General features: G+C 35.6%; 25 protein-coding genes. 8 read left to right on the top strand and 17 right to left on the bottom strand.

Annotated elements, in window-relative coordinates; genetic code table 11:
* Window positions 1-6 precede the first annotated feature (6 nt).
* A complete protein-coding gene (locus LB454_RS03580; RefSeq protein WP_224463214.1) occupies window positions 7-417 on the top strand; it encodes a DUF4293 domain-containing protein in 411 nt (136 codons plus the stop codon).
* A 418-nt stretch (window positions 418-835) separates the two neighbouring features.
* Here the strand turns inward: LB454_RS03580 and LB454_RS03575 are convergent, their stop codons facing one another.
* Complete coding sequence (locus LB454_RS03575; RefSeq protein ID WP_224463211.1) at window positions 836-1351, bottom strand: metallophosphoesterase family protein; 516 nt, start codon at window positions 1349-1351, stop codon at window positions 836-838.
* 85 nt (window positions 1352-1436) lie between these two features.
* On the opposite strand from LB454_RS03575, the gene truA reads away from it, so the two are divergent.
* Both truA and LB454_RS03565 read left to right on the top strand, forming a co-directional pair.
* Window positions 1437-2201 (top strand): tRNA pseudouridine(38-40) synthase TruA, encoded by a 765-nt coding sequence (truA, locus tag LB454_RS03570; protein ID WP_224463209.1) that lies wholly within the window; start codon window positions 1437-1439, stop codon window positions 2199-2201.
* Window positions 2191-3957 carry an ABC transporter ATP-binding protein gene (locus tag LB454_RS03565; protein WP_224463207.1) on the top strand — a complete coding sequence of 589 codons (1767 nt, stop codon included), beginning with the start codon at window positions 2191-2193 and terminating at the stop codon, window positions 3955-3957. The genes truA and LB454_RS03565 overlap by 11 nt, the downstream gene beginning before the upstream one ends.
* On the opposite strand, the gene cdaA is transcribed toward LB454_RS03565, so the two are convergent.
* Window positions 3954-4733: a diadenylate cyclase CdaA gene (cdaA, locus tag LB454_RS03560; RefSeq protein ID WP_224463205.1), complete on the bottom strand. Its 780-nt coding sequence runs from the start codon at window positions 4731-4733 to the stop codon at window positions 3954-3956. The two genes, LB454_RS03565 and cdaA, sit on opposite strands and share 4 nt — an antisense overlap.
* Before the next feature lie 3 nt (window positions 4734-4736).
* On the bottom strand, window positions 4737-5564 hold the full coding sequence (folP, locus tag LB454_RS03555; RefSeq protein WP_224463203.1) for a dihydropteroate synthase: 828 nt from the start codon (window positions 5562-5564) through the stop codon (window positions 4737-4739).
* A 104-nt stretch (window positions 5565-5668) separates the two neighbouring features.
* Here folP and LB454_RS03550 point away from each other — a divergent pair, with 104 nt between their 5' ends.
* Window positions 5669-5902: a DUF5652 family protein gene (locus tag LB454_RS03550; protein WP_224463201.1), complete on the top strand. Its 234-nt coding sequence runs from the start codon at window positions 5669-5671 to the stop codon at window positions 5900-5902.
* Here the strand turns inward: LB454_RS03550 and gldG are convergent.
* From gldG to LB454_RS03530, 4 genes are read right to left on the bottom strand one after another with little or no spacing between them, the layout of a single operon-like run.
* On the bottom strand, window positions 5899-7569 hold the full coding sequence (gene gldG, locus LB454_RS03545; RefSeq protein WP_224463199.1) for a gliding motility-associated ABC transporter substrate-binding protein GldG: 1671 nt from the start codon (window positions 7567-7569) through the stop codon (window positions 5899-5901). The two genes, LB454_RS03550 and gldG, sit on opposite strands and share 4 nt — an antisense overlap.
* Entirely contained in the window at window positions 7566-8297 is a 732-nt protein-coding gene (gldF, locus tag LB454_RS03540; RefSeq protein ID WP_224463197.1) for a gliding motility-associated ABC transporter permease subunit GldF, read from the bottom strand. Before gldF ends, gldG begins: the two co-directional genes overlap by 4 nt.
* A 1-nt stretch (window position 8298) precedes the next feature.
* Window positions 8299-8595 carry a putative quinol monooxygenase gene (locus LB454_RS03535; RefSeq protein WP_224463195.1) on the bottom strand — a complete coding sequence of 99 codons (297 nt, stop codon included), beginning with the start codon at window positions 8593-8595 and terminating at the stop codon, window positions 8299-8301.
* A 1-nt stretch (window position 8596) separates the two neighbouring features.
* Window positions 8597-9427: an SAM hydrolase/SAM-dependent halogenase family protein gene (locus LB454_RS03530; protein ID WP_224463192.1), complete on the bottom strand. Its 831-nt coding sequence runs from the start codon at window positions 9425-9427 to the stop codon at window positions 8597-8599.
* A 95-nt stretch (window positions 9428-9522) separates the two neighbouring features.
* On the opposite strand from LB454_RS03530, the gene LB454_RS03525 reads away from it, so the two are divergent.
* A complete protein-coding gene (locus LB454_RS03525; RefSeq protein ID WP_224463190.1) occupies window positions 9523-10476 on the top strand; it encodes a PhoH family protein in 954 nt (317 codons plus the stop codon).
* 3 nt (window positions 10477-10479) lie between these two features.
* Window positions 10480-11430, top strand: coding sequence for a phosphoribosylaminoimidazolesuccinocarboxamide synthase (locus LB454_RS03520; protein WP_224463188.1), 951 nt, complete (start codon window positions 10480-10482; stop codon window positions 11428-11430).
* On the opposite strand, the gene LB454_RS03515 is transcribed toward LB454_RS03520, so the two are convergent.
* From LB454_RS03515 to LB454_RS03490, 6 genes are all read right to left on the bottom strand, one after another.
* A complete protein-coding gene (locus tag LB454_RS03515) occupies window positions 11427-11828 on the bottom strand; it encodes a DUF4174 domain-containing protein (protein ID WP_224463185.1) in 402 nt (133 codons plus the stop codon). The two genes, LB454_RS03520 and LB454_RS03515, sit on opposite strands and share 4 nt — an antisense overlap.
* 2 nt (window positions 11829-11830) lie before the next feature.
* Window positions 11831-12385, bottom strand: coding sequence for an RNA polymerase sigma factor (locus LB454_RS03510; protein WP_224463183.1), 555 nt, complete (start codon window positions 12383-12385; stop codon window positions 11831-11833).
* Entirely contained in the window at window positions 12379-13476 is a 1098-nt protein-coding gene (locus LB454_RS03505) for a glycosyltransferase (protein WP_224463181.1), read from the bottom strand. The genes LB454_RS03510 and LB454_RS03505 overlap by 7 nt, the downstream gene beginning before the upstream one ends.
* A 20-nt stretch (window positions 13477-13496) precedes the next feature.
* Window positions 13497-13706 (bottom strand): membrane or secreted protein, encoded by a 210-nt coding sequence (locus tag LB454_RS03500; protein WP_224463179.1) that lies wholly within the window; start codon window positions 13704-13706, stop codon window positions 13497-13499.
* Window positions 13707-13793: 87 nt separating this feature from the next.
* On the bottom strand, window positions 13794-14807 hold the full coding sequence (gene murB, locus LB454_RS03495; protein WP_224463177.1) for a UDP-N-acetylmuramate dehydrogenase: 1014 nt from the start codon (window positions 14805-14807) through the stop codon (window positions 13794-13796).
* On the bottom strand, window positions 14808-16001 hold the full coding sequence (locus tag LB454_RS03490) for a pyridoxal phosphate-dependent aminotransferase (protein WP_224463175.1): 1194 nt from the start codon (window positions 15999-16001) through the stop codon (window positions 14808-14810).
* 136 nt (window positions 16002-16137) lie between these two features.
* On the opposite strand from LB454_RS03490, the gene LB454_RS03485 reads away from it, so the two are divergent.
* Window positions 16138-17460: a retropepsin-like aspartic protease gene (locus LB454_RS03485; protein WP_224463173.1), complete on the top strand. Its 1323-nt coding sequence runs from the start codon at window positions 16138-16140 to the stop codon at window positions 17458-17460.
* Here the strand turns inward: LB454_RS03485 and LB454_RS03480 are convergent.
* Window positions 17457-17831: a DUF1573 domain-containing protein gene (locus LB454_RS03480; RefSeq protein ID WP_224463172.1), complete on the bottom strand. Its 375-nt coding sequence runs from the start codon at window positions 17829-17831 to the stop codon at window positions 17457-17459. The two genes, LB454_RS03485 and LB454_RS03480, sit on opposite strands and share 4 nt — an antisense overlap.
* A 137-nt stretch (window positions 17832-17968) precedes the next feature.
* Here LB454_RS03480 and LB454_RS03475 point away from each other — a divergent pair, with 137 nt between their 5' ends.
* Window positions 17969-20596, top strand: a complete 2628-nt coding sequence (locus tag LB454_RS03475) for a valine--tRNA ligase (RefSeq protein WP_224463171.1) — start codon at window positions 17969-17971, stop codon at window positions 20594-20596.
* Window positions 20597-20655: 59 nt separating this feature from the next.
* Here LB454_RS03475 and LB454_RS03470 read toward each other — a convergent pair whose 3' ends face one another.
* The 3 genes from LB454_RS03470 to LB454_RS03460 are packed head-to-tail and all read right to left on the bottom strand — an operon-like array spanning window position 20656 to window position 22407.
* The gene (locus tag LB454_RS03470; RefSeq protein ID WP_224463170.1) at window positions 20656-20961 is read right to left on the bottom strand and encodes an acyl-CoA-binding protein; all 306 of its coding nucleotides are present in this window, start codon (window positions 20959-20961) and stop codon (window positions 20656-20658) included.
* 2 nt (window positions 20962-20963) lie between these two features.
* Window positions 20964-21617: a phosphatidylserine decarboxylase family protein gene (locus LB454_RS03465; protein ID WP_224463169.1), complete on the bottom strand. Its 654-nt coding sequence runs from the start codon at window positions 21615-21617 to the stop codon at window positions 20964-20966.
* Window positions 21607-22407 (bottom strand): phosphatidate cytidylyltransferase, encoded by an 801-nt coding sequence (locus LB454_RS03460; RefSeq protein ID WP_224463168.1) that lies wholly within the window; start codon window positions 22405-22407, stop codon window positions 21607-21609. The genes LB454_RS03465 and LB454_RS03460 overlap by 11 nt, the downstream gene beginning before the upstream one ends.

Raw genomic sequence — 22407 nt, 5'->3', positions numbered from 1 at the left:
CGAGACATGATACAAAGAATACAAAGCCTTTATTTACTCATGGCAATTCTGCTCAACGGAGTGCTAAGTTTTTATCTGCCTTTGTGGGTGACGTCAGAAAATATAGAAATCTACGCTTTATCTCAACCAGTAGCTATATCTTTGTTTTCGTTATCAGTTTTGATTTCGTTCATCACTTTATTTTCATTCAAAAAAAGAAAACGTCAATTCGTTCTAGGACGAATTAATATCATATTGAACTTTGTTTTAGTAGGTGTTTTCGCATATTGGACGCTAAGTTTACCTGGAGAGATGGATATCTCAGAGAAGGGTATTGGGATGCTTCTTCCAATAATTTCTATCGTTTTTATTGCTCTGGCCAACAAGGCTATCAAGAAGGACGAAGATCTTGTAAAATCTGTGGATCGATTGCGATAAACCTGAAATCTTAGTAATGTTAGTGCAGAAAAACCCCGAGCAGCCACTCGGGGTTTTTTGTGTTTAATAGGTATGCTTTTTTATTTTTATTCTGAATTTGCTTTAGTTAGCTTTCAATTTTTTAGAAAATAAGCTTAAAACTTTCAAGTTAACTTATAAGATGGGATCCTAGGGAAAGGAAGCTTGATGGCCTTTGATGAAATGATGTATTAAGTTCATCTGAAGCTTTCCAGAATGACTTAATTCAGCTAATTTTAAATTAATGTTAGTTTGAATCTAGTCGAGAATGAAAGACATGTCAATTTTAGAATTTAAATCTGGTGTATAAATAACGAATACTGAATTTTTCTCTATTCTCTATTCTCTATTCTCTATTCTCTATTGTCCTTTCTAAGTCGAACTTTCAAATCTAAATGTGCTAAGAAGAAACTCTTTTTCCTCTTGCTCCAAAGTCAATAACTTCCAGGTTTTTAATTTGTCCTTGGTCGAGTACAAATTTCAGCATGGTTCTTTTTTGGTGAAATCCATGAATACCTACAGCACCTGGATTCATGTGTAGTAAGCCCAGTTGTTTATCATTCATCACCTTCAATATATGAGAATGTCCGCTTATAAAGAGTTTTGGCGGGTTTTCTTTGATTTCATCTTTTACTTCTCGGCTATACCTGTTGGGATAGCCGCCTATATGAGTCATCCAAACGTCAACGCCTTCCAGGACAAAACGCTGATTCAGTGGAAATTCACTTCTTAGCTCATGTCCATCTATATTTCCGTAGACTGCTCTAAGTGGTTTTATGGCTTGCAACTGGTCGGATATTTTTTGATCACCAATATCCCCAGCATGCCAAACTTCATCTACTTTAGAAGACCAGTCCAATATTCTATCGTCTATATAACCATGAGTATCACTTAAGAGCAAAATAGTTTTAGCCATTATTCTTTTTTGAGGCAATATAAATAAAGCTTTAGGTTTGGGTCTATTCTCTATTGCTATATTTGCCTATCCAAAAAAGCTAACTGTGAGATATTACCTCAAACTTTCTTACTTAGGGACAAATTATCATGGTTGGCAGAAGCAGCTCGATAAAATAAGTGTACAATCCCAAATCAATCATGCGCTAGAAACTGCTTTGCAGGAAAGCATAGATGTAGTTGGAGCAGGGAGAACGGATACTGGGGTTCATGCTTCTGGTTATATAGCTCACTTTGATAGTGGGCAAAAGATTATAGACTTTAAAAAACTGATTTTCAAACTGAATAGTATCTTGCCAAAAGACATAGCTGTTCATGAAGTAAAACAAGTAAAAGATAATTTTCATGCTCGCTTTGATGCCATATCGAGGACTTATGAGTATTCAATAGTACAGTTCAAAGATCCTTTTTCTCTAGGCAGAAGTTATTTTATAATCAATGAATTGGATGTGGAAGCGATGCAAAAGGCTTCTAACCTCTTATTTAATCATAAAAATTTCAAATCTTTTTCTAAAGTTAAAACTGATGTTTATACATTTGACTGCGAAATAAAAAAAGCGATCTGGCACCAAAGAGGTCACTTGCTTGTTTTCGAAATTTCAGCCAATCGGTTTTTAAGAAATATGGTGAGAGCGATTGTAGGAACCCTTATTGAAGTAGGGCTTCAAAAGATTTCCGTAAATGATTTCAATGATATCATTTTAGCTCAGGATAGATCGAGGGCAGGAAAATCGGTTCCAGCTCATGCTTTGGTGCTAAAGGATATAGAGTATCCAAAAACTGACTTCGATACATCAAATAATGGAAAATAACAGCGGAAACGCCTTTGATACTAAACTTTTTAAGCGACTTTTAAAGTACACAGATCCCTATAAAAAAACCTTTTATTTTGTAGGTTTTGCTGCTATTGCGTTGTCGGGACTTGGTGTGTTGAGACCTTATTTATTAAGACTAACCATCGATGAAGGCATAACCAATAGCGATGCAGAAAGCTTAGTGTTTTATGTAAGTTCAATGCTGATTGTTCTTATTTCTGAAGTCATTTTTCAGTTTAGTTTTATATTTTATGCGAACTGGCTTGGTCAGGAAGTGATTCGCGACATTCGTGTGAAGCTTTACAAGCACATGATGAATTTCAAAAAGCAATATTTTGACAATTCATCTGTAGGAAGACTTGTCACAAGAGCTGTGAGTGATATAGAAACCATTGCCAGTATTTTTAGTCAGGGCTTATTCATGATCATAAGCGACTTGCTCAAGATGGTTGTAGTTCTTGGCTTTATGTTTTGGCAGAGCTGGCAGTTAACTTTATTGGTGCTAACCGTCTTACCTTTTATTATTTATGCCACCCGTGTATTTCAGAAAAAGATGAAAATCGCTTTTGAAGAAGTGCGTACACAGGTTTCAAATTTGAATTCTTATGTACAGGAACACATTACAGGGATGAAAATCGTTCAGATTTTCAATAGAGAAAAAGAGGAATACAACCGCTTCAAAGATATTAATAGAAAACACAGAAAAGGCTGGATAAAAACAGTTTGGTATAACGCCATTTTCTTTCCTATTGCTGAAATGTCTACGTCTATAACCATTGGTTTAATTGTCTGGTTCGGTGGTTTACGAGTAGTAGAGTCAGGCGAACTTTCCCTTGGGATCATTGTGATGTTTATTGAATTGTCCCAGATGCTTTTCCGCCCGTTGCGACAAATTGCAGATAAATTCAATGCCTTACAGATGGGAATGGTAGCTGCCAATCGAGTGTTTAGAATTTTGGACACCGATGCTCAAATTGAAAATTCCGGAAGTATTGTACCTAGTCGACTTAAAGGGCACATCAGCTTTGAAGATGTGAGGTTTAACTACATCCCGGATGAAGAGATTCTCAAAGGTATTTCTTTTGAAGTGCAGCCAGGCGAGACCATTGCGATAGTAGGAGCAACTGGTGCAGGGAAAAGTACAGTTATCAATTTGCTGAGCCGTTTTTATGAAATAAAATCTGGAGTCATCAAAGTTGATGGTGAAGATTTGAAGAATTATGAACTCGCTTCTTTACGCGCTCAAATTGCTGTGGTATTGCAAGATGTCTTTCTTTTTGCAGATAGTATTTTGAATAATATCACGCTCAATAAAGAAGGGGTTACTGAAGAGCAAGTTATCGCTGCAGCCAAAGAAATTGGTGTGCATGAATTTATTTCAACCTTGCCCAATTCTTACCATTACAATGTTAAAGAGAGAGGAGTCATGTTGTCTTCGGGTCAGCGACAGTTAATTGCTTTTTTAAGAGCTTATGTTTCCAATCCAAGTGTTTTAGTATTGGATGAAGCAACTTCTTCGGTAGATAGTTATAGCGAACAACTTATCCAGGAGGCAACAGAAAAATTGACCAAAGACAGAACTTCAATTGTGATTGCGCACCGATTGGCAACTATTAAAAACGCCGATAAAATCATTGTGATGGATCTCGGTAAAATAGTGGAAACAGGAACTCATTCGGAATTGCTTAAACAAGAGAATGGATATTACAGAAATCTATACGAAGCCCAGTTTCAGCATGAAGAAGTTGGCTAGCTTAAGTCTTCTTTTATTTGTTCAGTTAGCTTTTCAAGATCATCAAAAATATTAAACTCACCATTTTTTAAGTAAGAAATCTGTCCAGTTTCTTCGCTAACCACCAAAGCTACCGCATCGGTTTTTTCACTTATTCCTACTGCAGCCCGGTGTCTGAGTCCAAACCTAAGAGGGATGTCTCTGTCGTTACTCACAGGTAAAATCACACGGGTGGCGGTAATTCTTCCGTCTTCTATTACAATAGCACCATCGTGAAGTGTACTGTTTTTGTAAAAAATCGATTCTATGATAGGTCGATTTACCTTTATGTCCATACTGTCTCCCGTATTTTTCACAAAATCCAGTTTAGTATTTCTTTTTATAACGATCAAAGCTCCGGTTTTGGTCGTGCCCAGTTTTTGACAGGCATCTACAATGATGTCTACATAATTTTGGGTTTTATTTTCACGATTGGAGAATTTGAGCTGTAACCAGTTATTTTTTCCACTAAAGTTTGTGGAACCAATCATGAGTAAAAATTTTCTGATTTCCTGCTGAAATACAACGATCAAAGCAAACATTCCCACACCAATAAATTCTCCAAGAACACTGCTAAGCATCTCCATTTGAAGTAATTGAGTTAGCTTCCAGATCAAATAAATGATAACAATACCTATAAAAATATTGATAGCAGCAGAACCTTTTACAAGTTTGTATATATAATATAAAAGCACAGCTACGAGTAGAATATCGAGGATATCTAAAAATCTAAACTCTAAAAATTCTAATCCTACCATAGGTTAATTTTCTATCAGTTTTTGGAACAATGTAACGCATTGTTTGGCTTCCAGAACATCATGAACTCGCAAGATAGAGCTTCCATTCATCAGAGCTGCCATGTTGAGCGCTGTAGTGCCATTTAAGGCTTTTTGAGATGTAATATTCAGAGTTTTGTAAATCATAGATTTTCTAGAGACTCCAGTAAGAATGGGTAATTCTAAATGTTGAAAAACTTTGAGATGATTTAATAATTCAAAGTTCTGTTCAATGGTTTTTGCAAACCCAAACCCAGGATCTACAAGCAAATCATTGATGCCTTTACTTCTGGCTTCAGTGATTCTTTCAGAAAAATAAAACATCACATCCTTTACCAGGTTATCATAATCAGTAAGTTGCTTCATGGTTTGTGGCGTTCCTCGCATGTGCATCATGATGTAGGGCACTTGGTATTCGGCGATGAGGTCCAGCATTCCAGGATCAATTTTCCCTGCCGAAATATCATTGATGATATGTGCACCAAGATCCAAACTTTCTTTGGCGACTTTACTTCTAAAGGTATCTATCGATATAATAACCTCGGGAAATTCTTTAGTGATGCTTTGTAACACTGAACTTTGTCGATTCAGTTCCTCTGCCTCACTTATGTCATCTGCACCCGGTCTCGAGCTATATGAACCGATGTCCAGAATATCCATTCCATCCTGAATGTTCTTTTCAACTTGCAGAAGCGCTTCTTTTTCATTCTTGAATTTGCCACCGTCATAAAATGAATCTGGGGTCAAATTGAGTACACCCATCACTTTAGGGGTAGAGAAATCCAGTAAATGTCCTCTGCAATTTATAGTCATAGCAACAAATTTATAATTTTAATGGGTTTGCAAATTCATTTTCTTAATTCCTTTTGATTTTCTTTTAGATTTTATTTTAAATTGTGTGCTCAAATTTTGATATTATGAATAATTCTACAACCGACTTTCAGTCCTTTTATGAAGATTATGCTTTGCTTATAGGCATTGTCTTGTTTTTTGTGGTTATAGATGCCATTTTAAAACTCATCACCTTGTGGCAATCTGCAAGACGTAAACAAATCGCCTGGTTTATCTTTTTGGCCCTTGTAAATTCACTAGGAATTCTACCTTTGATTTATCTTATTGTACATAGAAATAAAGATAAATTTAAGCGTTAATATGTGCTGTATTTTTTCTTTCTAATATAGAAAAATAAGGCTCCAAAAATTAAAATCGATAGGAGAGGAGCTGCTAAATTGAAAATTTGCCAGGTCAATTTTTCTTCTTCCAATTGTTCAAGATTCATTTCATCCAGTTCTATAGATTTACTTCTTGTTTTTACAAGATCTTTGTCTCCCAAGAGGTAATTAACCGTGTTTAGCAAAAAGGTTTTATTACCGTAGGTTTGACCTGTATACCTGTCAAAACCAAGTTCGAGAGGTTTTCCTGACTGAAGCTGATTTTTGATCACGTCTCCATCAGAAATGAAAACTTGCTGAGTTTCTGAGCTTTTTTCTAAAGGGTTAGAGAGCTGAAACGGCTTTAGTTTGTCTTGAAAAGCCGAACTAAATTGACCTTCTACCAAAACTGCCATTGGAAATCTTCCTGAAGTATATTGTCTTGGATCCGGCTCTTCTGTAATCTGGCTAAGGTTAATTTCAGAAGGAACACCCACCTTTCTAGATAATTCTGAACTTTCGAGCAAGATGGTTTTCTTCAAATCCGACTTTAGGGTGTCTATAGGGTTTGCAAACTCAAATTTTACTTGATTGAGATTACTTGTTATGGGATGTTTTTGGCCAATATTTCCTAACGGATCATAAAACCAGGGGAAGCGAGATAATTGAGTTGAGTTACCACTTCCAGAAGCCAGAACAATTGGCGCAGAGTAAAGGTCATTCACCAATTGTGGATTGATTCTGATGCCGTATTTGAAAAACAAATTGTATAAATTTAAATCTCTTGGAAAAGCTAAAGTGGATTTTGAAGCCTTGTATAGCGAATCTTTTTCTGCATTTACGTGTTCTGTTAGCCAGATGGCTTTTCCGCCATTCATCAGGTATTGATCTATCGCATAATTTTTTTCTTCACTAAAAGCTTCAGTCGGCTTTGCATCGATGATGAGATCATAAGTTTTGAGTAAATCAACCGTTCTCTGTGGATTTTTGTTTACAGAATCTAATGTGAATGGAGCAATGAGATAATATTCTTTCAGAGTTGTGAGAAAATCAGATAAATACTTGTCTTCCAGCTCTCCTTGCCCTTTTAAAATGGCAATTTTTTTGGTTCGTTCCCGGCTCAATTTTGTAATGGCGTCCACAAAAGCATACTCCAGGTTTTCAATTGATTTTTGAATGAGCTCAGAGTTACTTTGCGACAAGGTTTTCTGAAGCAGCTGCACAGAAGCGTCTTTGTTTTGATAAGTGGCAACAGCCCATGGAAATATAACTCGTTCTGTCAGTTTTCCATTTTCTCTAATGTTGAGTGACTCCGGAGGCATATCTTTCTCATAAAATTGATTGGCAACTTCCATCGCATCTCGATCGCTATCCAAAGCATCCACAAATTCAAATTTGATATTGGAATTGTAGGCCTGGAGCTCTTCAAGCATATAACGTGTCTCTGTCTGAAGCCGTTTGAATTCTGAAGGTAAATCTCCACTCAAATACACCTGGACCAGTATTGGCTTTTCAATTGTTTCAATTAAATCCAGCGTCGATTTTGATAAAGTGTACTTGCCATCAGAAGTGAAATCTAAGCGTGCAAAAAATTGAGAAGCCAGGACATTTATCAAGATAAAAATCACTAAAACCCCGGCGATGTTCTTCAGCGTTTTTGTTTTCATTCTGAAAGCGATTTAAGTTGAAATCGAGTAAATGCCAGGAAGATAAAAGTGATGCTCAACAGATAAATCAGGTTTCTTGTATCTAAAATCCCCCTGGAAATACTTCTGAAGTGATAATTCATTCCAAGGTAATCCAGCGCATATAGTTGAGAATCTCCAAGAGAAATCGAGCTAAGTCCATCAAACCCAAAATATAAAAATAAACTGATCACAGTTCCAGAAATGAAAGCTACAATCTGGTTGTTACTCAGGGATGAAGCAAATATGCCAATGGAAGTGAAGCAGGACATTAGCAAAACTAAACCAAGATAAGAACTGAAAATAACACCGTAATCTACAGTCACCTCATTTGCTGTGAGCGAAGACAACCCAACCATATAAAATAAGGTTGGCAGAATGGCTATGATGCTTAAACAAAGGCAGCCTAAAAATTTACCGACAATCAATTGATCCAGGCTCAAGGGTTTCGTTAGTAGCAATTCCATAGTGCCTTGTTTTTTTTCCTCAGAAAAGCTTCGCATGCAAATGGCAGGAATTAATAAAGCAAAAACCCAAGGCAATGCTTCAAAAAAGGGAATCAGATTGGCATATCCCAAATCGAAAATATTGAAAGGTCCTGGAATGATCCAAATCAAACTTCCAATAGAAATCAAAAAAAGTCCAACCACTATAAAGCCAATGGCGCTTGAAAAAAAACTGTTGAATTCTTTACTGAAAATTGCTAGCATATCAATCTAATTCTACGAGTTTGTCCAGACTCCAGGCTTCAGCTTTTTGGGCAAAACCTGCTTTGGTAGCTTTCCAGACTTCAGCAAATAAAGCTGAATGTCTGTAGGAGTTCAGGTGAGATTCAGATTCCCAATAACTGTAAGTGAAAAATATACAGGCATTATTTTGGTCCTGATATAATTCTAAACGTTGGCAACCTTCAAAATGACGAATTTTCTCCTTGTTCATTTTAAATAGATTCTGAAAACCTTCTACAGCTTCCGGTTCAAATTGCATTTTTACTATCCTTATCAACATTCTACAGAAATTTAACGGTAAGAGTGTCCAGGTATTTTATTCCAAATAAACTTGATGCACACCCTACGCTTAACGGATTACTTTTATAAATGGCAAGTTCCAAAAAATCTGATGAATTAAAGAGCGCAATTTTTTTTCCTTCCATTTCTCTGTTTTCTCTGGGGACATTAAAATTAATGGCTTCAGAATAATTGGAATACACATTTTTAAATTTAGTAGACCTCGCTGAAATGAGAACTTCTCGACCTTTAGCTACAGACTTATAGAGTTTTTTGCTGATGTTTGAGACAACATTTCCAAAGTTATCGATATAGATAATATGTCCTATGATTTGGTCTTCCTGTTGATTTACAATCGGTTGGACGTGAGTGAGCTCATTCATAGCAGAAATAGATTTCCCTATCACATCCAGGTCGCCGCCTCTGCAAATGTGAGCCGCTACGCTGATAAATACATCTAGAATTTTAGACTTCCTTTCAAATTTGTCATGAATGTTGATTTCAACAATTTTATCTGGCCTAATTTCAGAAGCGATTAAAGATAAAATGCCATTATCTGCACAAATAAAATAGTGACCATCCAGATAGATGGCTAAGTGTTTATTTTCTGGAGTTAACTCAGAGTCTACTCCAATGATGTGGATGGAATCCTTTGGGAAATTATGATAAGCATTCTTTATAATATAGGCAGCTTCAGTATAATTGAAGGGGGAGATGTCGTGAGAAATATCTACAATTTGAACCTGTTGCAACTCGCTAAACAAGGCTCCTTTCACCGCAGCAACGGAGTGATCTTTAAGTCCAAAATCTGTAGTAAGAGTGATGATAGGCATTTAATAGACAGTTAATAATTGGAAGCTCATTTTCGTCAAAAAAATGCGTAAATTTGCTATGCGAATTTATTATTTTTAACCAAAAATCACCGCTTTTGAATGAACTTATTTTAGAACTCTCCGAAATAAATCCCAGAGAATTTTTTGGACATCACAATGTTAACATTGAACTCATTAAAAAATACTATCCGCAACTCAAACTTGTAGCGAGAGGGAATAAAATAAAAGTTTTTGGTGATGATGAACGTCTTGAGGAATTTGAGCAGCGTTTTCAAATGCTTATGGATCATTTTTCAAAATTCAATGCCTTAGATGAAAATGCCATAGAACGAATTCTTACAAGCCAGTCCAAAGCTGATTATGATGCACCAATTTCTTCAGGAGATGTTTTGGTTCATGGTGTAGGAGGAAGGCTTATCAAAGCACAAACTGCCAACCAGCGCAAATTGGTAGAACTAATGAATACCAATGATATGGTGTTTGCCATAGGTCCTGCAGGTACTGGTAAAACTTATACTGGAGTTGCTCTGGCTGTGCAGGCGCTAAAAAATAAACAAGTAAGAAGAATTATATTGACTCGTCCTGCCGTAGAAGCTGGAGAAAACCTTGGGTTTCTTCCCGGGGACTTGAGAGAAAAACTAGATCCTTACATGCAGCCGCTCTATGATGCATTGAGGGATATGATTGCTCCAGAAAAATTGGAAAGCTATATCGAAAAAGGAACGATTCAAATCGCGCCTTTGGCATTTATGAGAGGTAGAACCCTTGATAATGCCTTTGTGATTTTGGATGAAGCACAAAACACAACACATCCACAAATGAAGATGTTCCTCACCAGGATGGGTAAAAATGCCAAATTTATGATTACTGGAGATCCAGGTCAGGTAGATTTGCCAAAGCGCGCAATATCTGGACTTAAAGAAGCCCTTCTGGTTCTTAAGGATATCAAAGGAATTGGGATGATTTACCTGGATGATAAAGATGTGATTCGCCACCGACTCGTTAAAAAAGTAATTTCAGCTTATAAAGCTATAGAAAATCAAGATTAAATTATGAGTGCTACGCTTTTGTCAACTCAATTTCAGTTACCCAATCAGGTCAATTATTATAAAGGTAAAGTCAGAGAGGTCTATACTCTTTCTGATAATAAACTGGTGATTGTTGCCACCGATAGATTAAGTGCTTTTGATGTGGTTTTACCACAGGGAATTCCTTACAAGGGACAAATTCTGAATGAAATTGCTTCTGAAATGTTGAAAGCAACAGAAGATATTGTGCCGAATTGGCTGGAAGCTACCCCAGATCCTAATGTAAGTGTTGGGGTGAACTGCGAGCCTTTTAAGGTCGAAATGGTCGTAAGAAACTATTTGGTTGGCCATGCAGCCAGAGAATATTTTGCTGGGAAACGTGAATTATGCGGAGTGGAATTCAAGGAAGGATTAAAACTGAATGACAAGTTTGATGCACCTATGATTACTCCTACGACTAAGGCAGAGCAGGGTGAACATGATCAAGATATTTCTAAAGAAGAAATTCTCCATCAAGGAATTGTAAGCGAAACAGATTATGCGATTCTTGAAGATTATGCCTTGAAATTATTTCAAAGAGGAACTGAACTTGCCCATGAAAGAGGCTTACTTTTAGTAGATACTAAATATGAATTCGGCAAAACACCAGACGGTAATATTGTAGTGATAGACGAAATTCATACTCCAGATTCATCACGTTACTTTTATAAGGAAGGCTATGAGGAAAGACAAGCTAAAGGAGAAAAACAAAAACAGCTTTCTAAGGAATTTGTAAGAGAGTGGTTGATGGAAAACGGATTTCAGGGTAAAGAAGGACAAAAAATTCCAGAATTAACTCCTGAGGTTGTTAATTCTATAAGTGAAAGATATATAGAGCTTTACGAAAAAATCACAGGAAAAAGCTTTCAAAAAGCTGATGTTATTTCCATCAAAACACGGATTTTGAATAACATTAATGGGTATTTGAAGGCTTAATTTCTTCTCATTTCAGCCTGGCGCATTGGCATACTGTCTACAATTTCAAAAATATGCTGAGGTTCTACGAAATCAGAAAAAGTTTGTTTTACATTTTTATCAAGTCCTATCAAGTAAATCTTAGGGTTCGAAGTGGCCGTAAAGCTGGCTTTATTTTTCCTTACAAATTTCTCACTCTTATCGCTGGAATTAATGATAGGCTCCAATTCACCATCTATTAGTGTGAATACAGCCATCCTTCTTTTTTCCAGTTCTAAAGAATTTTTCTGTAAGATTTTGATTTGATTTTCAACATCAGAAGATTTTTTTGATGCCGCTATAACCACAATTCGCTTGTCATTATAGCCTTGGGGAGTTGTTATTAAACTAAATAGAAGTAGAGAAATAGCAAGTTTCATATTTAATTATGTTTTTGATTTATAATTTCCGCCAGAAGCTTTTTAGCCCTAAGTAACCTTACCTTTACATTGGTGATGGGTTGCTCTGTCCTGACAGCTATTTCTTTATAACTCATTTCTTTGAAAAACCTTAATTCTATGACCTCTCTGTAATGTGGCTGTAATTCTTTGATTTGGCTTAAGAGGTTACTTAGATTTTGTTCTTTGATGATTTTATCTTCTACAGTCGGCTCTATGTCTGCAATTTGAGAAACCTTTCTGGTGTCAATTTCAGAAGTTTTTAATTTTTGCTTACGTGTCTGGTCAATATGAATGTTTTTAGAAATAGTAATTAACCACGTTTTAAACTTAAATGTTTCTTCATAAGTCTCAATTTTATCAAAGGCTCTGGCAAAGGTTTGTACGGTAATTTCTTCAGCTTCATAAGCATCATTAGTGCGTTTTAACTGAAACCTGTAGACATCCTCCCAAAAATAATTTAGCAAGACTCTAAAAGCTTTTTGATCAGCTTGTTTTGCTTTGATGATAAGCTCTTGTAAGTTTGGTTTTACTACCACGTTTTTTGTTTTTTGAATTTTCCGTTTGTGCCTAAACCAAGTTGCAACAGAAGTAAACTTGCTTCTAAGATAGGCCATATAATCAAAAGTACTTTTGAAACCTTAAAAAGCTTTAAATAAAATAACATCAAAATACTCTTCGTCAACACTAGCGTAAACCATATCGTCCAGGCTAACTTTGAAAATTCAAAAGAAATCAAAATTAAGAAACTTATCCAAAAGACGAGATGGCCAAGATGATAGAGACCTAGGAATATCTGGCTATGTTTATCATAATGAGAAGCAGTGGAGTAATGCCTCAGTTTTTGCTTCCACCAAGTAGTCCAGGTTCTTTTGGGTTGACTCTCAACAAAACTGTTCGTATTTAAATTTACTGTAATTTGAGATTTATCTTTCACATTTTGAATTAGTAGATCATCATCACCAGACGTTAGTTCGTTTTCATTTTCAAAATTTTCATTGTCTAAAAAAAATGTTTTGGTATACATCACATTTCTACCAACGCTCATGTAAGCTTTATTGGCTAAAGCTCTTGAAAAGTATAAACAAGCTGTTTGTAAAGTTTCATATTGAATGATATAATTCAAAAAAGACGCATGCTTTGCATAGGGAGAATAGCCAAGTACACAAGGTTTATGCTTAGATAAACTCGCAGACATGCTTTGAATCCATCGTTTAGTCAAAGGTCTGCAATCAGCATCAGTTAATAATACTAGGTCATAGTTAGCAGCTAAAACTCCGGTTTTGAGGGCATTCCGTTTTGAATTTGAAGACTTTTTTTTCGGTTGAATAATTTTAAGTCGAGGATATTTCTTCTGAATTTTTTGAAGGACTTCTTGTGTTGAATCGGACGAGAAATCATCAACCACAACCACTTCAAATTCTGAATAATTCTGATTCAGAATAACTTTTAAATTTTTGGAAAGGTTGTGTTCTTCGTTTTTTGCACAAATGATTACACTTACTGGATCAGATATATCCTGGTTATCAAACTTAAATTTTTGATGTTTACTAAGAAGGTAAACTATTTTAAAGTGCTGAACTAAAATGTAAATAGTTGAAATCAGAAATAGTAGCAAAATGATTTTCAACCATCAGATGTTTTTAATTATTACTTAGTTCCTTCATTAGCGCCACTGCAGTCTGTTTGTTGATCTGGAGTTTTACCACAATAGCTACATGCTTCACCTTCTTTGTTAAGGAAAGGACTCTGACTTGCACATGTGCCAGCAAATTTTCCATCCTTCTTTCCCCAGATTTTAATGGCTATACCTGCTACTGCTAATCCTAAAAGTACGATTGTTATCAATAATAATTTCATATTGCAAATTTAATAAAAGTGGAACTTATCCTTAGTGAAATGGGAAATAATCTTTCTTTTTTTAACGAAAACATGGAATTGGTGATCTTAAAAGACGTTGACTTCTGTCTCTAAGGCAATATTGAATTTAGTTTTAACCTCTTTTTTTACTAGTTTGGAAACCTCTTTTATTTCCTTACCGCTGGCTTCACCATAGTTGACCAAAACCAAAGCTTGCTTTGCATGAACTCCAGCATCTCCTTTTCTATAGCCCTTAAGACCGGTTTTTTCAATCAACCATCCAGCAGGAATTTTGACAGAATTTTCATCAATTTTATAAAAAGGGACTTCTGGATATTCTACCTGAACAGTTTCTAGCACCTTATTGCTCACAATTGGATTCTTAAAAAAACTCCCGCTATTTCCTATTTCTTTTGGATTTGGAAGCTTGGATTGGCGTATGGCGATCACAGCTTTTGATACATCCTGAATGCTTGGTGAGCTTATCTTTTTTGAATTAAGCTCGGTTTGAATTGAGCCGTAATCAATATGTAATTGGTGGTTAGTTTTAGATAATTTGAAGACAACACTTGTGATGATGAACTGATTCTTCAACTTCGATTTGAAAATTGAATCTCTATATCCAAATTTACAGTCTTTAGTATAAAAGGTTTTTTTAGAAAGTGTCTGCCTATTGATGGCTTCACAATATTCCATGACATCTTTCAGTTCAACTCCGTAAGCACCAATGTTTTGAATGGGTGATGTGCCTACATTTCCAGGGATAAGTGATAAATTTTCTAAACCACCGTAATCGTTTTCCAAACAAAACGATACGAAATCATGCCAGTTTTCTCCAGCATAAGCTTTTACCAAAACATACTCAGAGCTTTCTTCTACAACTTCGATCCCTTTTAAGTTGACGTGAAGAACTGTTTTATTTATGTTTTGGGTGAGAAGCATATTACTGCCGCCACCCAAAACAAATAATTCTGATGCATAAAAACGCCTCAATATTTCTAAAAGCTCCTCTTCAGTTTGCACTGAAATGAACTGATGAGCATTTACATCTATTCCAAAGGTGTTGTATGGTTTTAGAGAAATATCTTTTTCAAGCTTCATTTATCTTTTGGTATATGCTTGCAATGCCATTTTCAAAATTGAAACTGCTTTTAATAGGTTTTGTTTTTCTAAAACATAAGCTATACGTATTTGGTTTAAGCCTGTGTTTGGAGTAGAGTAGAAGCCAGCTGCTGGAGCTACCATCACGGTCTCGCCGTTAACGTCAAACTCCGATAACATCCACTTAGCAAAATCTTCGGTGTCCTCTACAGGAAGCTCTGCAACACAATAAAAAGCACCTTTAGGTTTTGCAACCTTTACGCCATCTATAGCTTCCAGAGCCTCGATAAGTGTGTCTCTTCTATCTGTGTATTCTTTGTTGACCTCCAAGAAATAATCTTTGGTTGTGTCCAGGGCGGCTTCACTGGCTATTTGTGCAAAGGTAGGCGGGCTTAGCCTTGCCTGTGCGAATTTGAGAGCGGTAGCCATCAGTTCTTTATTTCTAGAGACCATACAACCAATACGCGCTCCACACATACTGTAACGTTTGGAAACAGAATCGACCATAATAGCGTGGTCTTTCAATTCTGGTAAACCCATGATTGAATGGTGTTCTACACCATCGTAAACAAATTCTCTATAGACTTCATCTGCTACAAGAAACAAGTCATGCTTTAATGCCAGATCTGCTAATTTTTGAATTTCATCTTTCGTATATAAATATCCTGTTGGATTTCCTGGATTACAAACAATAATGGCTTTTGTTCTGTCTGTGATTAGAGCCTCAAATTCGCTAATTGGTGGAAGTGCAAAATTATTTTCGAAATGAGATTCAACGGGTTTCACTGTAACTCCTGAAGCGACTGCAAATCCATTATAGTTAGCATAAAACGGCTCTGGGATGATCACTTCATCGCCTGGGTCTGTAATACTTCCCATAGTGAATAACAAAGCTTCAGAACCACCAGTAGTTACAATAAGGTCATCTGCGGTGATATCAATTCCATTGTTAACGTAATATTTGGCTAACTTTTTTTTATAAGATTCAAAACCAGAAGACGGACTGTATGATAAAATTTCTAAATCATTATTCTTAACAGCATCTAAAGCAACTTGGGGTGTTGCGATATCTGGTTGTCCAATGTTTAAAAAATATATTTTTTTTCCTTCTTCCTTAGCTCTATCAGCAAATGGTGCCAATTTTCTAATTGGTGACTGAGGCATTTCAAGACCTTTAAAGGATAATTTAGGCATAGTTTAATTTTTTACAAATGTGGTGAATTTTAATAGCAACTGCAAGATTCACAATGTTCAAAAGCATGTAAAAAAACGTCTAAAGAGATGCTAAAATTAATTTTGAACATAGATTTTAAATTATATTTAGTTCCATATGTTTAGAATTAGATTGTTTTTTTATTTAATCATCATAATTTATAGTCTTAATTCGGTTTATTCTCAAAGTCAGTTCAAATTTGACGATGAGGAAAAACGTGCCGTGACTTTAAAGTTTAGATCCGTCAATAACCTGATAATCCTTTCTGCGACCCTAAACGGTGAACTTGTGAATTTTCTGGTTGATACAGGCGTGAATAAAACCAAAATTTTTGGAGAAATAAGGGATTCAACAGCATTAGAAGATGCAGAGTATTTGTTCTTAAGAAGTCTGGGAAGTGTAGAGCCTGTCAAAGCTTACAAGACAACAAACAATGTGATAGATTTTGGTCCTATTTCTGGAGAAAATCAAGAAGTCTATTTTATTGTAGACCCAAGGTTTGATTTAGCCAAAAAGCTTGGCGTAAACGTTCAGGGGATTATTGGGTATGAATTCTTTAAAAATTTTATAGTCAGGTTGAACTATCACCGAAAGAGTTTGAGAGTCTATCAAAATGAGAAGTTCAACAGAAAATTGAGACGTTTTGATGAAGTTGACTTTCGTTTTATTCGAAAAAAGCCACACTTAAAATTTCCTGTAGAACTCAAGGAGGGAAAGAAAGAAGAACTAGTTTTTCTCATCGATACAGGGTCTAGTGATGCATTTTGGATTTTTGAAAATGATGAAATTTCAGCTCCAGAAAATTCTTTTGAAGACTATATTGGCTATGGCTTGGAGTTGGCAGTAATTGGAAAGCGATCAAAATCCAAATCAGCACAACTTGGTAGCTACACACTTGATGAGCCAAGAGTTGCCTATTTGGACTCTGAGTCTGCAGAACAATTTACGGCAGACCGCTTTAAGAACGGTATTGTTGGCAGCGAAATTCTGAGGCGTTTTGTCTGGTTTTTTGACTATGGTAAACAAAAGATGTATCTAAAACCCAGCCGATATTACAATGATAATTTCAATTATGACCGTAGTGGTTTAATTTTGATGTATGTGGGAGAGGAAATAAATACTGTAAAAACTCCAGTTTTGGTCAAAATAAATGAAGATAATAATTATGGAACATCTCAATCTGAAAGATTTGAAATCAGGTTGGAAAGGTCCCAAATTTTGCAGGTTGTCCAAATTAGAAAGAACTCACCCGCTTCTGAAGTTGATATAAGAAAAGGAGATCGCATCTTGAAACTTAATGGAAAATCTGTTGATAGGTTGGATCTTCAAGACATCAATGACCTTCTGAGCGGTGAGGAGGGAAAACAAATAAAAATTCAACTTAAAAGAGATAAAGCTATCTTGAAGCGAAGCCTATATTTAAAATCTCAGCTCAATTAATCTGAAATTTTTCCAGTTAATTTTAAGGATATAGTATTGCTATCTTTTAAAGAGGTAAAAACGCTTAAAGTTTTACGAATAGGCCCTTTGCAATCAGTATCATATATGACAGTGATTATCCCTTTTTCATTGGGAGCATACATTTTAATGCTGGAGCTATCAATGTCAATGCAATGATTACCACCATGAATTTTTACAATTTCAATAGGCGTACCAGCTTCGTTGGAAAATAAAAAAGTTGCAACAGCTTCAGAATTTGAGGAAAGGTTTCCAAAGTCATAAATAGTAGATTCAAAGCTTAAACCTTCACTTTTTTGTCCAAAAAAAAGCAAGGGTAGGATTAAAAAAAATAGGAGTAAAAAGTTTTTCATAGTTGGCTAGATCAATTTCTCATTAAGTAAATATAATCAAGAATTTTTAAACATTAAATTCTGACTAGATTTCAAATCTTAATTTTTTTAGTTTACCGACTTATCAGTAATTTCGCCAATCTAAATTATTTCTAAGCATGTCGAGCAAACTAGAATACAATTCAAAAGAATCTGAACAAAAATGGTATTCGTACTGGGAGAAAAATAATTATTTTCATTCTGAAGTAGACGACCGAGAAGCCTATTCCATAGTAATTCCTCCGCCAAATGTCACAGGAGTTTTACACATGGGACATATGCTGAACAATACCATACAGGACGTGCTTGTAAGGCGTGCGAGATTGCTAGGTAAAAATGCATGTTGGGTTCCCGGAACCGATCATGCGTCTATTGCAACTGAAGCTAAAGTAGTAGCAAAACTAAAAGCTGAAGGCATTTCTAAGTCAGACTTGAGTCGCGAAGAATTTCTGTCTCATGCCTGGGAATGGACCAATGATTATGGAGGCAGAATTTTGAATCAACTCAAAAAACTCGGAGCTTCCTGCGACTGGCAGCGTACCAAATTCACCTTAGATAAAGATATGTATGAGTCTGTCATACAGTCTTTCATAGATTTGCATAACAAAGGCCTTATCTATCGAGGTTACAGAATGGTCAACTGGGATCCTGAAGCCCAAACCACTCTATCTGATGAAGAAGTGGTTTATGAAGAAAAGCAAGGTCAACTTTACTTTGTCTCCTATGCTATCGAAAATTCTGAGGATAAATTAACTATTGCGACAACAAGGCCTGAAACTATTTTCGGAGATTCTGCGATTTGTATAAACCCAAATGATGAGAGATTCCAGCATTTAAAAGGCAAGAAAGCAATTGTTCCTATTGTAGGGAGGAGTATTCCAATTATAGAAGATGACTATGTCGATATGGAGTTTGGAACAGGCTGCCTTAAGGTAACTCCAGCTCACGATGAAAATGATAAAATCCTGGGAGAAAAGCATGATCTTGAAGTTTTTGATATTTTTAATCCAGATGCTACCTTAAATAGTTTCGGTTTAAGCTATGAAGGTCAAGATCGATTTGAGGCCAGAAAAAATTTCGTCAAAGATCTTGATCAACAAGGATTTTTAATAAAAATTGAAAATTATACCAATAAAGTCGGGACTTCAGAACGGACAAAAGCAGTTATAGAACCAAGACTTTCAGATCAGTGGTTTTTAAAAATGAAAGACTTGGCTCAACCTGCTATCAAAGCTGTTTTGGAAAGTCATGACATTCAGTTGCATCCCAAAAAATTTGAGAATACCTATAAGCACTGGATGGAAAACATTAGAGATTGGAACATTTCTCGTCAGTTGTGGTGGGGGCATCAAATTCCGGCCTTCTATTTTGGAGATGGTGCAGAGGATTATGTAGTTGCGAAAACTAAAGAAGAGGCTTTAGCATTAGCTAAAGAAAAATCTGGAAAAGACTTATCCATTGCCGATCTGAAACAGGATGAAGATGTTCTGGACACCTGGTTTTCATCATGGTTGTGGCCTATGAGTGTATTTGATGGAATACGACATCCAGAAAATAAAGAATTTCAATATTATTACCCTACCAATGATTTGGTGACCGGGCCAGATATTTTGTTTTTTTGGGTGGCGCGTATGATTATGGCAGGATATGAATATACTGATAAGAAACCTTTTGAAAATGTTTATCTCACAGGTCTTGTGAGGGATAAGAAGAGACAAAAGATGTCTAAGTCTTTAGGGAATTCTCCAGATGCACTGGAACTTATAGATAATTACAGCGCAGATGGTGTGCGGGTAGGTCTGCTACTTAGTAATGCTGCAGGTAATGATCTTTTATTTGATGAATCTCTTTGCCAACAAGGAAAAGGCTTTAGTAATAAAATTTGGAATGCTTTTAAATTGATTACTTCCTGGGAGATAGACAGTAAAATAGAGCAACCAGAATCTTCAAAAAAAGCTATTGACTGGTATGGGTCTGTTTTCCAAGAGAAGTTGATAGAACTAGAAGATCATTACAGCAAGTATAGAATTTCAGATGCTTTGATGACCAGCTATAAATTGGTATGGGACGATTTCTGTTCTTGGTTTTTGGAAATTATAAAACCAGCATATGAACAACCAGTTGATAAATTAACTTTTGATGCAGCAATTTCATTTTTTGAAGATAATTTGAAAATACTGCATCCCTTCATGCCATTTATCACCGAAGAACTATGGCATCAGATCGCAGAGAGAACACCTAAAGAGGCTTTAACCATTTCGTCCTGGCCTGAGCAAAAGTCTTTTTCTAAAGAGTTGATAACTGATTTTACTTTTGCTTCAGAGGTTATTTCTGGAGTTAGAACCATCAGGAAAGGAAAGAATATTTCTTTCAAAAATCAAATTGATTTGGTCGTTATCAATAACGAAAACGCCTCAAAAGATCTGGATTCAGTTATTTTGAAATTAGGAAATATCAAGCAGCTCTCATATACGGACGAGGCTGTTGAAGGGAGTTTGACCTTTAGAGTAAAATCTAACGAATACTTTATTCCCGTAGAAGGCGCTATTGATATAGAGGCCGAAAAGGAAAAACTAAATGAAGAGCTCAAGTATTACCAGGGCTTTTTAACTTCTGTAGAGAAAAAGCTTTCAAATGAAAGGTTTGTGAATAACGCACCAGAAAAAGTTGTAAATATTGAAAAACAGAAAAAAGAAGATGCTTTAGCACAAATCCAGACCATTACTAAAAGTCTGGAAAATTTATAAACTACTTCTATGGATGATTAGTGCAACAAAAAGACCAATTCAATTGAATTGGTCTTTTTTTATTTTATCTGAAATTCATCACCCAGATGCTTTTTAGCAAGTTTGATGTATTTGATTTTTGATTCCCTTTCAGAAAATTTTTTAACTTGAAACATTGCATTTGCTTTAAATGCACTTACTAATTTTTCACCATCTATGGGGTTTTGAGTGACCCTTAAATCAGACTCATTCTTGGCGTGTTTGTAATAAGCATAAAAGTAGAGTAAAACATCTTGTGGAAACTTTTTTTGAGTTTCACTTACTTTGGTATAGGCAGTTTCGAAGAGTTCATTTAAAACTTCTTCAGAATAAGTATTCAAATCCATTTTTAAGCCATTTTTGAAATGATGGATTGACCTCCCTTCACCTTATCATTTATTTCAACAGAAATATTTGCATCAATTGGTAAAAATATATCTACTCTTGATCCGAATTTTATAAAACCAGAATCTTCACCCTGTACAGCTTTATCCGTATCTTTTGCATAGTTTACAATTCTTCTGGCTACTGCACCTGCAATTTGCCTGTAAAGAACAGTTCCAAAATTATTGGTTTCGATAACAACAGTCGTTCTTTCGTTTTCTTCACTAGACTTTGGGTGCCAGGCTACCAAAAACTTACCTGGATGGTATTTACTATAAAGTATTTTTCCTCCTATGGGATAGCGGGTAACGTGAACGTTTAATGGAGACATGAAAATTGAGACTTGCAGACGTTCTTCATTTACAAATTCTGGTTCAAAAACCTTTTCAATAGCTACAACTTTTCCGTCTACAGGAGCTAATATGTGGTTATCGTCTTTCTTAATTTTACGTTTTGGGTTTCTAAAAAATTGCGCTACCAGAATAAACATGATAAAAGTAGCCGCGAAAATCAAGGTGATAATCCACTGTTTTTCAATGAGTAAATTTGAGATGAGATTAATGATTATTAAACCAATTAAACTCGAAACAAGAATTTTATAACCTTCTTTATGAAACATAATCTATGAGTAAAATAAAAATAAAAACAAATGTACTAGAAAAAAGCATACTATCCATTCTGTCAAAGATTCCGCCGTGTCCGGGCATAATCTTACCGCTGTCCTTTACGTCTGCTTTCCTTTTGAATTTGGACTGGACAAGGTCTCCAAGTGTGCCAAAAACACTCACAATGATAGCTAAAATCACCCATGCCCACCAGGATAGTAAATCGATGTATACAAAAATCAGATAACTTACAGCAACTGCAGCTACCGCACCTCCGATAAAACCTTCTATGGTTTTCTTGGGCGAAATCCTTTCAAACAATTTATGCTTTCCAAAATTTTTACCTACCAGATATGCAAATGAATCATTTGTCCATATTAAGACGAATGTACCAACGAGAACGTACTCATAATCTTCTTTGAATACAGGAATCATGGTTAAAAAGATGATAGAAGGGACGATATAAAAAAGAGTGAGTAAATGTTTTCTCCCGTCAAAAATGGGAATATCATTAAGTGTATATAAATCTTTTAGTAAAAATATCTTGACGACTAATGTCATTGCTAAATAGGTGATGAGCAGCGGGAGATACACTTCAGTAAAGTTAAAATAGTACAACAGAACTACTAAAGACACATAAGAAATGATGTTTCGAAATTTTAAGAGGTTTTGAAATTCTTTTAAGCAGATAAAACCAACGATTGCAAAAAATAGGAGGAGAAGGTAATGACTTAAAAAAGCTGTAGATACTATTATAATGATATATAAAGCACCAGTAATGCTCCTCTTAAGAATTTCAGACAT

It is taken from the genome of Psychroflexus montanilacus (assembly GCF_020164535.1).
In the GTDB taxonomy this organism is placed as follows: Bacteria; Bacteroidota; Bacteroidia; order Flavobacteriales; family Flavobacteriaceae; genus Psychroflexus; species Psychroflexus montanilacus.
Note: the sequence above shows the minus strand (reverse complement) of the source record. Positions and strands in the feature narration are given on the sequence as shown.